At 38.3% G+C, this 13,527-nt stretch carries 14 protein-coding genes; 2 read left to right on the top strand and 12 right to left on the bottom strand.

Annotated features, from left to right (window positions below):
* Positions 1-88: 88 nt before the first annotated feature.
* From ACFIJK_RS07460 to ACFIJK_RS07515, 12 genes are all read right to left on the bottom strand, one after another.
* On the bottom strand, positions 89-1,723 hold the full coding sequence (locus tag ACFIJK_RS07460; RefSeq protein WP_375626390.1) for a BID domain-containing T4SS effector: 1,635 nt from the start codon (positions 1,721-1,723) through the stop codon (positions 89-91).
* 10 nt (positions 1,724-1,733) lie between these two features.
* On the bottom strand, positions 1,734-1,949 hold the full coding sequence (locus ACFIJK_RS07465) for an antitoxin VbhA family protein (protein WP_015856714.1): 216 nt from the start codon (positions 1,947-1,949) through the stop codon (positions 1,734-1,736).
* Between the two features lie 65 nt (positions 1,950-2,014).
* On the bottom strand, positions 2,015-3,085 hold the full coding sequence (gene virB11 / locus ACFIJK_RS07470) for a P-type DNA transfer ATPase VirB11 (RefSeq protein WP_015856713.1): 1,071 nt from the start codon (positions 3,083-3,085) through the stop codon (positions 2,015-2,017).
* Positions 3,082-4,242 carry a type IV secretion system protein VirB10 gene (gene virB10 / locus ACFIJK_RS07475; RefSeq protein WP_375626387.1) on the bottom strand — a complete coding sequence of 387 codons (1,161 nt, stop codon included), beginning with the start codon at positions 4,240-4,242 and terminating at the stop codon, positions 3,082-3,084. The genes virB11 and virB10 overlap by 4 nt, the downstream gene beginning before the upstream one ends.
* The gene (gene virB9 / locus ACFIJK_RS07480) at positions 4,235-5,101 is read right to left on the bottom strand and encodes a P-type conjugative transfer protein VirB9 (protein WP_375626385.1); all 867 of its coding nucleotides are present in this window, start codon (positions 5,099-5,101) and stop codon (positions 4,235-4,237) included. The genes virB10 and virB9 overlap by 8 nt, the downstream gene beginning before the upstream one ends.
* Positions 5,098-5,802 carry a virB8 family protein gene (locus ACFIJK_RS07485; RefSeq protein ID WP_273788313.1) on the bottom strand — a complete coding sequence of 235 codons (705 nt, stop codon included), beginning with the start codon at positions 5,800-5,802 and terminating at the stop codon, positions 5,098-5,100. The genes virB9 and ACFIJK_RS07485 overlap by 4 nt, the downstream gene beginning before the upstream one ends.
* Positions 5,756-6,058: a type IV secretion system protein VirB7 gene (locus ACFIJK_RS07490; RefSeq protein ID WP_375626383.1), complete on the bottom strand. Its 303-nt coding sequence runs from the start codon at positions 6,056-6,058 to the stop codon at positions 5,756-5,758. Before ACFIJK_RS07490 ends, ACFIJK_RS07485 begins: the two co-directional genes overlap by 47 nt.
* Before the next feature lie 210 nt (positions 6,059-6,268).
* Entirely contained in the window at positions 6,269-7,255 is a 987-nt protein-coding gene (locus ACFIJK_RS07495) for a type IV secretion system protein (RefSeq protein WP_375626427.1), read from the bottom strand.
* A complete protein-coding gene (locus ACFIJK_RS07500) occupies positions 7,242-7,763 on the bottom strand; it encodes a type IV secretion system protein VirB5 (protein WP_375626381.1) in 522 nt (173 codons plus the stop codon). Before ACFIJK_RS07500 ends, ACFIJK_RS07495 begins: the two co-directional genes overlap by 14 nt.
* Complete coding sequence (locus tag ACFIJK_RS07505) at positions 7,760-10,114, bottom strand: VirB4 family type IV secretion/conjugal transfer ATPase (RefSeq protein ID WP_375626425.1); 2,355 nt, start codon at positions 10,112-10,114, stop codon at positions 7,760-7,762. Before ACFIJK_RS07505 ends, ACFIJK_RS07500 begins: the two co-directional genes overlap by 4 nt.
* A 22-nt stretch (positions 10,115-10,136) precedes the next feature.
* Positions 10,137-10,445 (bottom strand): type IV secretion system protein VirB3, encoded by a 309-nt coding sequence (locus ACFIJK_RS07510; protein ID WP_212112790.1) that lies wholly within the window; start codon positions 10,443-10,445, stop codon positions 10,137-10,139.
* A complete protein-coding gene (locus ACFIJK_RS07515) occupies positions 10,446-10,766 on the bottom strand; it encodes a TrbC/VirB2 family protein (RefSeq protein ID WP_375626379.1) in 321 nt (106 codons plus the stop codon).
* A gap of 399 nt (positions 10,767-11,165) precedes the next feature.
* Here ACFIJK_RS07515 and ACFIJK_RS07520 point away from each other — a divergent pair, with 399 nt between their 5' ends.
* A complete protein-coding gene (locus tag ACFIJK_RS07520; RefSeq protein WP_375626378.1) occupies positions 11,166-11,906 on the top strand; it encodes a hypothetical protein in 741 nt (246 codons plus the stop codon).
* Between the two features lie 1,046 nt (positions 11,907-12,952).
* Positions 12,953-13,189 carry an EexN family lipoprotein gene (locus ACFIJK_RS07525; RefSeq protein WP_375626376.1) on the top strand — a complete coding sequence of 79 codons (237 nt, stop codon included), beginning with the start codon at positions 12,953-12,955 and terminating at the stop codon, positions 13,187-13,189.
* The last annotated feature ends 338 nt before the right edge of the window (positions 13,190-13,527 follow it).

Genomic DNA, 13,527 nt, shown 5'->3' on the forward strand with positions numbered 1-13,527 from the left:
ACTCTCTCTTTTTTGAAAAAGCGCAGATGACGCCAAACAGTTCTCGTTTATGAGCCCTTCTTATAAAGGAGGAAGCTTTTATCCATTCTTAGCAAGCCATAGCAAATGCTTTGGAACGATGCATTGTGCATACTTGTGTTTGCTGATGTAGCTCTTTGGCTTGCTTAACGGTTTGTGTAATTTGTTTGGCTTTATTTTCTGATACACCAATGCTTTGAGCCAGTGTTTCATACTCATTATTTTTGACAGCTTTATGTTCAGTTAGTGAGAGACGGCTATTGATGTTTTTTACAAAGTCGGTAAGCTCTTTTTGAAGTAAAGGATTTTTTGCTAAAGCTTCTTGCTGTAATTCTTTTGGCAAGGTGAAGAGCTCTTGTAAGCTTTTGCTTGGCATTTTTACTATTTTTGCACGACGACTTTGTTCTGTTGCATGTTCTTGAGTAATTTCCTTCTCCGCATGTTTTACAGCATGGGCGAAATTTGCAACGGTAGTACAGAGCATCTCAAGATGATTTTTAGCGTTTGCACGTGCTTGATTTTGTAGTCCACATAAACTGAAACCTGCAAGATGAGAAACAGAGTGCGGTGCTCTTTCAATCTGGTTGGCGAGCTGTTGGCCTAAGCTTGGATTTTTGATGATCTCTAGCATCTGTTTATCTAATGTTTTTTCTTTACCATAAACAATTTTTGCCAATTTCTGGACCTGTTTTAAGCTTGCGTGGACGCAAGAATCTTCTGCAACCATTTCGGCTTTTTTATTTTCTGTCAAAGGAGCTAATCTTTCTTCTGGAATGAGAATGCTTTCAAGCTCTTTTGTTTTTGGAACTGTAAAGGTAAATTTGTCACCGGGTTTTAATGTTTTGAGTTGTTCTGGTGTGAGATGCTCTTTATTGCCGATGATATAAGCCCCTTTCACATTGAATGCAAAGCTATCATAACCAGCACCTCTATACATTCCTGTGTAGGTTTCACCTTCTTTTGCAACCATAACGGGACGATCATTAACATTGCGCCCAAGTTCTTTCATGTTGTTCATGAATTCCTTTAAAAGAAGTATTTTATTGGGATTAGAGATATCCTCAAATAGATGTTGCATTGGTTCTAGATCACCATTTTCTGCTACAGCAACACTGGCGAGCATCATGCGTTCTTTTGTAACAAGTGAAAAATCAAGCTGATGGCCTGCTGCTTGAGCGAGCTTTTCAAAAAAGACCCGTTGTGTACGTCCGTTGCCTTCTCTAAAAGGATGGAGCTGGTTAAGGAAGTTAAATAAACTTATTGCTTCAGAGTTAAATTTCTCACGCGTTAAGCCTTGCAAATTATCTTTTTCGGCAAGTGTTTGATCTAATTTTTGTAAACCTTCAGGGATTTCATCACCGAGTGCAAAAGGATTTTCCCATCCTGTTCTTTTCATTTCGGGCATAGCGGCTGTGGTACCATCTTCAAATGTAAAGGGAAGATGGCGAAGATGACCAGCCCATTCAAAGGTATTTTTAAATAACTGATAATGAATAGAGCATAGATAGGAGGTATCAAATTTTTCTGGTAGGGGGGCTGCACGCAGATTAACCATCGCTTTTGCTGTATCATGCGAGCATTTCTCCAGAAAGGATTTAAAGTTTTTTATTCCATATTTATTTTTGAGTGTTGTGGTGTTCGGGTAGACATAATGATGAGGAGAAACTGTCTGTATATTTTTTGTTTTTTCTTTTGCTTTCGGCATCGTAGCTTCCTTATAATGTTACGTTGTCCATGAGAGTATTAAATTCCTCGAGTGAAATATTCCCCCTTGCATATTCTTCTAAAATTTTTAGCGTTTTGGAATGTAGCGCTATTCCCTCTATTGCATGGGTGCTGATGGCTGCTTCAACCGCTTCACGGCGTTGTTTTAATTCTTCTACTGTCATAGGTAAAAGGTTTTCGCTGTTTTCTGTTGCTTTGGTTTTCATGCATTTTTCCTTTTATGTGCAATCGTTGCTTTAAAAGAGCCTTTAGCAACCGATGTGATCTTCTTTTAGTCTCCTCCAAAGATGTTTCGTTGTTTGAAGGGATCATAATAAATTTCTGTGACCTTAAACTTTCCTTCAACCCGTTTGCATTGGATGATGATATCAATCATTGAAATCAACAGTCCTCGAATATCATCACGCTCTAAATCACCTCCTCCGTCACTTTCTTTGACCAAAAGGGTCATTTGCTCAAAGGCAGCAAGGGCTGTTGAGGCATGAACCGTTGTAATGGAACCTGGATGACCTGAATTGACATTGCGGATATAATAAAAGGCTGTACCATCTCGAAGTTCTTGCAAAAGAATACGATCAGGACGCATCCGTAAAGATGATTCAAGCAACTCTTTGGGTCCAACAGAGGCTAAGCCTTGTCCATCTTTTGAATAGAACATCGAGACATGATTAGGGTGCGGTATCACCAATTCTTGTGTATCTTCAATGGTAATAATACGCTCTTCTTGAGGAATTTTGGCGATTAATGCTTTTGATAATGTTGTTTTACCCGAACCAGTTTTTCCTGCAATTAAAATATTTTTCTGGCATTTTACAGCTTGATTTAAAAAGGAGACAAAGTCTTTATTGCAGTAGGCATGAGCTAAGTTATGCTCGATGATTTTGAGTTCGTTAAAACGAGAAAGATAATCATTCAATGGCGTGAAAGATATCTGTTCACACAGTGAAAACAGACCTTTATTCGCGAGCTCTTCGAGAGAAAAACTCTGCGATGATGGTTTGCGAATTGTCATACTAATCGTGTTTTTTTCGACAGCCGGCGGAATAACAACTTGAATGCGCTCATTACCTGGCAGAGTAGCCGATAATATTGGATTCTTGTCTGATATGTTTTGCTTGGAATAGGATGCGACAACTTTCGCAATCCCCATAAGCTCATTAAAAGAGAGAGCCGGTGCTTCTATTGTTTTCCATCCATCAATACCTTCCGTCATTACTTGATAGGGACGATTGATAACAATTTCAAAAAGACTTTCATCTTTCAAAAAAGCACGGATGGGTTCAAGTTTTGTGAGAACAATCGCGATGGTTTCATCGCTCATGGTATGTAAGTTTGAGTTCATTTTAAAGGTATCACAGAATTTTTGTAAAAGTTTCTTGAAACAGCTCGATTGGTAATCTGTTTTTTATTTTCGATGACTTTCAATTTATAGACGCTGGAAAAATCCAAATCGCGGGCAACAAAGATATTCACCATTTCCCCTTGGTTTTTGGATAATGTTGGAGGAATATTGGCGTAATTTTCTACGAGAATGTTTGCGATGTTTTGTCCTGAAGAGATTGTTTCAGTTTCTTCTTTTTCCTGTTTTTTTGATAAACGTTTATTGGCATAGTTTGTCGCATCTTTTATCAGGGAGACAAGAAGCGCAGATCCAATCCTCTCGAGCCAATGGTTATCAATATCTCCATCTATACCAGAACGCCCTAAACTGTCTGTTGCAGGTGAAGCTAAGGATATAATGATACCATTAGGGGTTTTTGCTCTATTCCATAGCACAAAGAGACGTGTTTGGCCTTTTTTCAAGCCGGCGCGATATTCACCAACAATTTGGGTGCCTTTATCAAGAAGGACAACACGACCATTGTCTGATAAGATATCTCTGGAGACGATACAACTGGCAAAACCTTGTTGATCACTGTTGATGGCTGTTTCTAAAATACAAGGGATAGAAGTTCCCATCGCGATGATGTAGTTTCGATTGCCAAGGGTTGAAGCACGAATACCTTCAAGCACTGTGGGTTTGAGAAGATGATTAAAACGTTGTGTTGTTTCATCAGGTTTACTTTCAAGTTGGTGAGGCAATACACCATTATTTGTTTGTGAATCTATTTTGCCTTGTTGTGTATTTGCATAAGCTAATACAGGAGCACGTTGTGCTGCTTCCAGAAGTGAGTCATCAGAATTTAATTGATTGATGTTTGGTGTTGGTAGCTCGACTTTTGGCAATAGAGCGTTATTTCGTTGAGGCTGTTCAAGGGGGGAGGGGGTAGGCTTTGCAGGGCGAAAAAGCTCTGTTTGTTTTATAACTTTTCCTTCTTTTGAAGATTCAATTGGTTGTTTTTTTTCTGTAACAAGTGTTGAATAGGCTAAATAAAGACAGACACTGAAAAGAATAATAAGAGCAATAGCTTTCCCTACATTGTTCTGTTGACTTTTTCCTTGAGCATTTTTTATTGTATCGCGATCATTGATGCTTTTTTCATCCACGGCGTTATTCATGGCTGCTTCCTAGGTTCACTTTACGTTGTACAGATGGTGATGTCGTACCTGTTTCAGGGTTAATTCCTTCTGGTACGAACCTTTTATTAAAGATGCACAATACTTCATTCCCACGCCGTAGCGTGAATTGTGCAGCTGTTGCATGAACAATAACTTTGTTGCCTTTAATCGATTTGGGAATAAGAGCTTCTTGCCCATCAGGCGATACAATGTAAATGGCAGGGATTTCAATGTTGCCTAAAAAGGTAAAGGTTGTTGTTTTTCCATTGTCATAGACAGACGCAGGTTCAATGAGGGATGAGCCTTGGGCTTCATAAGCCCAATTGCGTGGTCCAAAATCTTCATGGATATTTAAAACATCATTGACAAAGTTTTCTTCACGTTGTTTTGCTTTTTCTGCTTCGGCTAATTTCTTACGTAAGGCTTCATCTTCTGGATAACGAAACTTTACCAAGAAATACGTCTCATTGCCGGCTGAAACATCGCCTTCACGGACTTGCAGCTCGAATTGATAAGAGCGTTGTGTACCATCTTGGCGGCTTGTGACAATTTGTAAATTGGTCACAGGTTGGACTTCACGCGGCTTGAGAAAAACAAAGTGACCAGCCGGCGCAACTTGCCAAGCAACGGAATTTCCAATTCCTACATAGGTTACTTCTTCATCGTCGGCAAATTCTAGCTGAACTGAAGAGCGAATGGAGCCAATGATTTGCACAACATTGTAAGGGTCATAATTGACAAATCTGATGCGGTTATCTTTACGTGCACTGACAGGCGCTGTTTCCGCAAATGAGAGGACTGTGTGAAAGCTGAGAGTAATCGTAAAAATTAAAAAGATTGTTTGTAAAAGTCTGATCATTTTATCACCTCTGGATCAGATCTATATTCCGATACTTGAAAACCAAGTGGGTTGATGAGACGGTCAGATGTTGAAATGTGTGCGTTCACGTAGGAAAAATTTAAGATTGAAATCCAATGGGAAATATTTTCTTTTTCATTAAAGTCTCTGACCGTTTTATAGTAACGAACTTGGATAAGATCTTTGCTTATAAAAGAGATTGATTTGATTGTGACGGTAGCAATCATGTTATGATAAATATTTTGCGGACTTTCTGGATTATTGCCCGCGTACCATTTTGCAAAACGGTTTTGTTCTTTTGGAGAAGATAAAAGAGAAACTAAGCGAAAATTGTTTTCTGCTTCGGATGCTTGAAAACCTTCACGGGCACGAACATATTGGCTGGCAAAATAACGCGTTATCGCTTCATCATAGTCGTTAGGGGATTCTTTGAGGGCGCTTACAGTATCAATAATGCCTGTTGAGTTATCAACGCGGATAACAAAAGGCTCTACCGTTTTCAAAGGCGTCAAAGCTGCGACAGCTAAAGCCAGCGCAATCGTCATCAATCCAAAAAGCACTGTTAAAGCCATGGAAATTTTCATTCGCACGCGCATGCTATGCATGCGATCAATGTCAAATGAGCGGGCTTCTTTTATATATTCTTCAAGGGCATCACTTTTCACGCGTAACCTCCACAGTTTTATCAGATCGTGCTTCATGAATAACCGGCTTTAATAAAGCTGAATTGGCTGTTGCTTTTTCACTTTCCAAAGTATTGAGAATGATAGGAGTTGTAACAGTCTTTACGCTCTTTTCTGGGTGGACAACGTTTTGATTGTCCCAATTCCACTTATCTTTATTTAAAGCACGTGTATGTTTGCCATTACAGCGTGGTGGTTTTTTGGGGCCACTCAAAGAGGCGCAACCAGTAAGAGCGATTGTTAGGACCATAACAAAAGTTATTTTTCGTTTCATTTTTTGAACTCACAAATATCTTGGAATACAATGCATGAGAGCCTTTATTTTGGACACTTTTACAAGTCTATGTGATGCAAGACTTTGATTGGTTTTGTTGTAAGACCCGAGATGTTAGGTCTTATCTGGAACAGGACCATGGCGCGTGCGCCAAAGGGCGCACGCAAGGCTAAAACAAAAGTGCTTATTCTTTTAAAGAGGTGCTTTATCTTAAAACCGACCACGACCACCTCCAGATCTTCCTGCTTTTGCTGCCGCGCCTGCCGCACCTTTAGAAGCGTTACCGGCAGCACCTGAGATTTGTAAAGCGGCATTTTTTACTGTATTCGCACTCGTTCTTGCACCATTGGCAAGCATTGTGAAAACCTGTCCTCCTGAAGAGACACCAGTGTTAAAGTATGGTCCGCCAGAGGCCAGCGCTGTTGCAATACCGGGAAGCGCACGGAAGATAATAACCCCTATGATCGAAATGACGAGGACAGGGGGGAAAAGAACATAGATTGATTCATATGAAACTTTGAGAACCTGTAGGATAACTTGACATATAATTGTTCCAAGCATGATCACGAGAACCTGTAAAATGGTAAAATTGATCAAAGTTGTAATCCATGCATCGGTGTATTTTCGCGTTGCATTAAACAAATATAAACTAATGAATAGAGGACCAAGACCTATAATCATTACGAGTGCAACTTGTGCAAACATTTGCACAATAAAACCACCTATACAAAAAAGAATAACGGCTAAAAGCATGATAGAACCAAGAAGCCCCACAACGATCTTTTCAAAAAACCAAGCGTTGTATAAAACTTCTTGATAGCGAGTATTTGCCTTTAACAAAATATAATCAAAAACATTGGAGCTTGCAGGATTGCTGTTAAGCGCATTTCCAATAGCATTGGATAAATCTTTGAAGAAAATATCCTTGACATAAGTATTAAATGTATCCGCATTCGTTGCCATTGTTGTCACAACAACGATTTTAACAACATTATTGAGAAGACTATGCATGGAAAGCGCAACGCGACCTGTCATAACATTATAGCCATAAAGAAAGATAAAAATGATTGCGGCGAGATTTAAGGGCGCTGAAATAGCAGAAGATAACCCTCTCACCGTTGTGTCCATCACATTATCGAGAGGGGTTAAAATATACCCAGAAATGCTTTCAAATGGAGAAAAACTAAAGTCTGACATTTGTACTCGTACTTTCAAGTTTTTCTTTTAATTGTTTTTCTTTTTCTTTTAATTGTGCCTCAAGGTATTTATGTTTTTGTTGTTCCTTTTCTTCACGCATTTCGTCTTTTGTTTTCGTATCTCTTGCTTGAATCATATCAAGAGACTGAAGTTTTAGAGAAGCCACTTGAAGATCGGCTTGAAGAAGAGAAAGTTTTACTTGAAGCTCTTGTTGAAGAGCTTGAAGCTTCTGCAATTCTTCAAGGCTAGGTTTTTTTACAGCTTCTGTTGTTGTTATATCTGTTTGTGACTTAAGTTGTTCAAGTTGATGACTTATTGCTTTAATTTTTTTTGCAGTTTCAGTTGCAGTTTTATATACGCTTTCAGCTGTTTCTGATTTTGCAGCATCTAATTTTTGTGTATTCTCGAGTGCTTGTTTATAATATTCATCCGCATCGGGTGTCGTTTGTGATATTGCATGAGAAATAAAAGAAAAAGATAACAGTGTAACTAAGCCATATTTTTTCATTGATTTTTTCTCCTTTGATAAAATATGGGCAGCCATTTGTCAGGGTCTGCTCCATATTCGTTGATAATTTCATTCATGAGTTCAATGTTTTTTGTTGTGCCGCTTAAAACGGCGATCTCATCATTCATTCCACGTAAGTTAAGTTCTGCAACGACGGAACTTTGTCCTTGTTTGACGAGAAAACGGCGAGATTCTCTGCTTAATTCTGACTGTATCAGTTCAAATTCACGCTCAGTAAGTTTGAAAGCTTCGACATAATCATTGTAATTTGCTTTTTGATTTGGAAAAAATATTTGGGTGGGGCATTGCTCAATAATTGTGTGCGCGATTGTTGAGTTCAAAGCATCTTTAGGGCTTTGTGTTGCAAAGAGCATCATGCCATTTTGTTTACGAATTGTTTTTAACCGATCTTGCGCAAAAGCTTTGAATGAATCATCTTCCAAAGCTTTCCAGAATTCATCAACGACAATAATGATGCGCCGCCCATCAATCAAATCAAGAATGCGGTGAAAGAGATACATCATTAAGGGGCGCCGAATTTCTTCATTGTCTAAGAAATCGGTCATGTCATATCCAATGAACTGTGCGTTTAAATTGAGATCATCTTGATCATTATCAAAAACCCACCCTAAATCATTGCCCCTAATCCAGCGTTGTAGTCGTATGGCGATACCTTCTTTTGATGTGTTGTCAAAAAACAGTTGAAGTGCACCAAGAGAACGTTGTGTTGGGGGTAAGTTTTCTAAAGAATCGATGGCTTTGGCGATATCTTGTCGCTCTTCTTCTGTTACGATTTGCCCTTCAGCGCTTACCAGCTTTAAGATCCAATTACGAAGAAAGATTTTATTTTTTTCAGTGTATTCCATGCCCTTTAAGGGAGAAATCCCTGTGGGCTGCCCATTTTTTAGAGGTTTATATTTCCCTCCTCCAGCTCGTACAAAAATCTCTGCTCCTTGATCTTTATCAAAAAAAACCATAGTTGGATTGTGTTTTTGTAATTGTGCAAGAAGAAAATTAACAATCACTGTTTTACCAGATCCCGATGGGCCACAAACAAACGTATTTCCAAGATCGCCATAATGAAAATTAAAATAGTAAGGTGAACCAGCCTGTGTTTTTAGCAATGCGACAGCAGCCCCCCAAACATTATCGTTCAGTTTGCCAACGGGGAAAGAATGGAAGGGCGATAAAGCGGCAAAGTTTCTGCTGGTAATGGCGCCTGAACGCGCACGATAGCTAAAGTTTCCAGGAAGCTGTGCCCACCATGCTGCTTCCAATCCTAAATCTTCTCTGGCAATTACGGCTCCCCCATTGGTTAAATGGGAACGTGCTTTTGATAAGTTTTCAGACAATATTTTGGGATGATCAGCAAAAACAGCTAAAGAAATGTGATGCTCGCCCAAAACAAAACGGTTTGATTCTAAATCATCTAGCGCTTCATCGAGTGCATCAATTTGTGAACTAGCACGGTCAGCTGCATTGATCATTTGATTTTGCTTGCGGCTCATAATCGCACCGGCGGCCGCCTTACTTTTAAAGACAAAGGATTGTGTTAAAATGAATTCAAATGGTACCGTAAGCAAACCATCAGTCATACCAGGGCGTGTTTTAGAAGGGTATTCTTTCCATCCAAACATGCCAGCAAAGCGTTCATTACTTTCATGGCGAATTTCGATAATTTCTTTCCCAAAAATAACACGATCCGAGTAAATCGTTGAAGCAATAGTTCCAAATGTGAGAGGAATACGCTCACGTCTTCCCCCCACCAGCTGGTGGAGAAATTCACTTTGTTCAGAAAATAAAATACCTTCATGTTCATAGATTGATAGCAGACGGACTTCATACTCTTCTAAACCTTGCATAAGGTCTTGACTTAACTCTTCGAGTTTACGAATAGCTTCCTCATCGGGTTCAGATTGTGTTTTCTTCGCTTTGCTCAAGCGCTGAAAAAATGAAACCAGCTTTTCTGTTTTATCCGCTGCCGGATTCCAAAGCAGTGAAATAAATAGATCATTTCTATACAGTTCTTGCGAAACCATTTTCTTTTTATATTTTTCATCTAATGTTGTTGCAAAAGATGAAAGAAAGTGACCTTCTGGGTATATCGTTTCACGGCGGCGGATGATGTGAGAATATAAAGCAAGCCGTTCGTCTGCGATATTTTTTAAAAGGGTGTTTAATTGGTTGTGTAAAGAATTTAATTGATCAATATCCGCAGTGTCAAAATTTATACCCTCAACAGCCATCACAACCATTAAACAGCGTGAATTTAAAGCAACGACATGTTGGTTGATGTAGCGTATATAGGGAATATATTCTTCAGGCAAAGTTTCCCGTTTCATTATTGACATCTGTTTCACCGGCTTGGCTCCTTCAGCTTAGTTCCTTATAAGTTCGGATAAGGCGCAAGGGGGAGGTCGAACCTCCTCCCCATCGGTTGAGGTTTTTTTGTTTTCCTCGAGTATTGAGCCATGCAAATAATACGCGAAATTGGTTGTGATCATACTTTGTCACTTCTCGCAAAATAAAGTGCATCCCAATCCCAAGACCAAACATGGTAAAATCACTCGTCAAAATAAAAAGAATGGATGTCGCCATGACATTAAGCGCCATCGCTTCCATTGTAACACCAGCAAACATGGCTGGGCGCGTACAGGCAAGGAAAAGAGTATCTTCGTTCATTTATGTTGTGCCCGCTAATTTACCAACGAGAGCAGGGGCACCAAAAACAATAGCAATCCCGAGAACACAGTAAGCTGCTTTGCGTAAGTCAATAAAGCCGTACATCCAACCAATCCCCACAGCAGCAACACATATAATTGCAATAAGCTTTGCCGTTGCACCCGTCATCATTGTGACAATGTTGCCTAAAACACCATCAAGATTTCCCAGACCACCTCCACTAGCAGCAGGAGCAGCATAAGAAAGATCAGATACAAAAACTGCCGTAAAAAGCAGCATGGTCACGATAAAAATGATGTTTTGGAATCTATTATCTGTCATTTTACCTCTCTTTAACAAATAATATTTGTTCATATGTCGACATTCCATTTCCTCTAACAAACTGGAGAATGCTGTCATTTGATAACAGTTTAATCTTCTCGTTTGTTTGTTTTAAAAGCCTTGATAGTGGATCTGTTCACTCTCAAACTCTTTTTCTTAAAGAGACAGAAGTCTTTTCAAACTGGGATTGTGTTACATGAAAATGGCAATTTTAAGTTGTATGTATTGGTAAAGACAATAATATTAAAACAATGCAAGTAAGGAATATTATTCTTTACAAAATGTAGTTAATATGCAACACAGATATTTGGATTTTTTTCTTTAAAAACAAGGGGATTAGTGATAAATAATGTGAAAGGATAGAAAAACAATGAATTTTTTGAGCGAGCGTGTTAAGAAATGCTATTTAAATTGATTGTTATTATTTACATTATGGGTTCCATAGTGTGGGGATTAAGCCAGTATAAAGATAAAATAGATTTCAGTATTCTTAAAACATTTGAGATGCAAGATATACAAGATATTCTCAATTTTTATCGAAAAGAAAAAAATCGAGAAGAAGAAAAGTTGGTTAAATCTATCACCAAACAGCAATTAGAAAAAAATGAACCAGTTCTCGATTTGCAGAAGAGTGTTTCATCAAACGATGTTGCAAATAATGCTGTTGTTTTTCATGGTAAGGCCTCTGTTACAAGTGGGGTTACATTTAAATTACTGACGCCTGCTGCACAATCTTGGCGCTCATATATCACCCGTGATATTCATCTTTATGGTGTAGACACGTGCGCACCACGCCAAAAAGCACGATTAAATGATCAAGAATGGCCCTGTGGTGCGGTTACAACGGCTTGGCTTGTCACCAAAACACTTGGGCAGGATTTATCCTGTAAACAGGCTGTGATGCACAATGGTGTTTATTATGCGCAATGTTTTGTTCAAGGGGTTGATTTAGCTGAGGCAGGTCTTACAGAAGGTATGTTGGTCCTCTCAAAAGAGGGAAAAGATCCTATTCCAACTCAGTACTATCATGCGGAAGAAAAAGCACGCAACAACAAGATCGGTCTTTGGTCAAGTGATTTCACTGAACCTTTAAAATGGCGGCGAGATAATGGATCTTACAACCCCTTTGAAAATCCGTGATTGGCTTTAACGAACATATTTACTTAAATTTTTATAGAGAAAACTTTATCAATAAAATTGCACCAGAGCATAGGGCAAAAGACCATAGGGAAAGTTTGAATAAACCGTGAGATTATTTCCGCTTGTGAAGTAAATGGATAATATTTCCATTTTCAAGGGGGGGCTCTCAAAATCGCTCTTCTATTTTTACTTATGTGTTTTATAAAAGCAGGAAAATTTCATTGTTGGTGGCAAAACGTTTTTGAGTATTTGTGTTTGAAGGAGAAAATGAGACGATAAAAAACGCTCAAGAAATGGATTTCTAGAGCAGAGTTGATAAAAGTGAAAAATGAATAGATCCCAAAATGGCGTAACGTTTGATATAACGGATAGAATATTTTACAGTGCCTTAAAAGAATTCCTAGCAAAAGTTTTTTCATCAGAATTTTGTCTTCAGGATTGGATCACGTTTTTTTACTTCTTTAAGAGTGATCAAACTGTTTCATTCCTTGAAAAGCTTTCATAATTATCTGCTTCTAAATTCAGACTTCTAAAAGATGGATTTCAAACAGACTCCACACGAAGAAATCTTCGTAAAAATGATTTGCATTGTTGATTGTTTTCTATATATTACAAGATGTTTTTATTTAAGCATTCGATGGGGGAAACAATAATCAACATACGAATAGGTAAAAAGAGCTCATACTTTTTTGTAATGGCTTTGTAGTCTATTGATCGTGATACTAAGCGTTATAATGCTCATAGGCTTTTTATAGGGTGAGGGGCGCGGTTCCTATCGCTATGTCACTATTTGAAATCAGTTGGAAAAAAACATTAGTGCGTCTTCTGATTTTGTCATTTTTACTCAGTTTGGGCTTTTTTCTTCTCATTATATTTTATGACAAACTCATACGATGGCTGTCGTGAGTTCTTCTTACGTTATTTTACTCAGAGTGCTCACTTTGAAAGCAAGTAAGTGATAGTAAGGCTGTCTTCTCATACAGTATGAAAACTTAACACCCATTTGGGGGATGATGTTAACAGATAAGGTATTTAAAGAGGGTAAAATGAAAAAAATTATTTTATTATGCATGGCTTTATTATTCGCTGTGGGGTGTGAAAAAACTTATAGCGTAGAGGATTTTAAGAAAGATGCAAAATTAAGGGAAGAATGGGGAAAGAAGTGTTTTCTTTCAGGACAAGCTGTTAAGGAATCTAAAAATTGTAAAAATGTTTTACAAGCAGATACTGAAATGTTTTTCTCGCCAAAGCTTAATTCTACAGATCGTGGTCATGCGTTTTAACGGTTATGCATCTCAACAGTAAAGTGTTATATAAAAATTCTAAAATAAAGAAGTTACGTTTCAACGAATAGTTTCTTCTTTAATTTTTATAGCGGAGATTTTTATCATTTTTCATCTTTCAGATGAGCTCCCCAAATCATATTTGCAATCCTATTGTTTGTTTCATCTTTGTTAGATTGAGGATTATGATCATGAGAAAACAGGATAGCATTGTCTTATAGAAACATCTCTTAAGGCAACCAATCCCATTTCACGGTGGTGTCCGTGAATGGTATAACGGTAAATCCATTGAGCACCACGATCTTTACGCTTCATAAAGGAGTAAGCAGGCGCATATT

Source organism: Bartonella sp. PS17NMGDW, from assembly GCF_042193555.1.
In the GTDB taxonomy this organism is placed as follows: domain Bacteria; phylum Pseudomonadota; class Alphaproteobacteria; order Rhizobiales; family Rhizobiaceae; genus Bartonella; species Bartonella grahamii.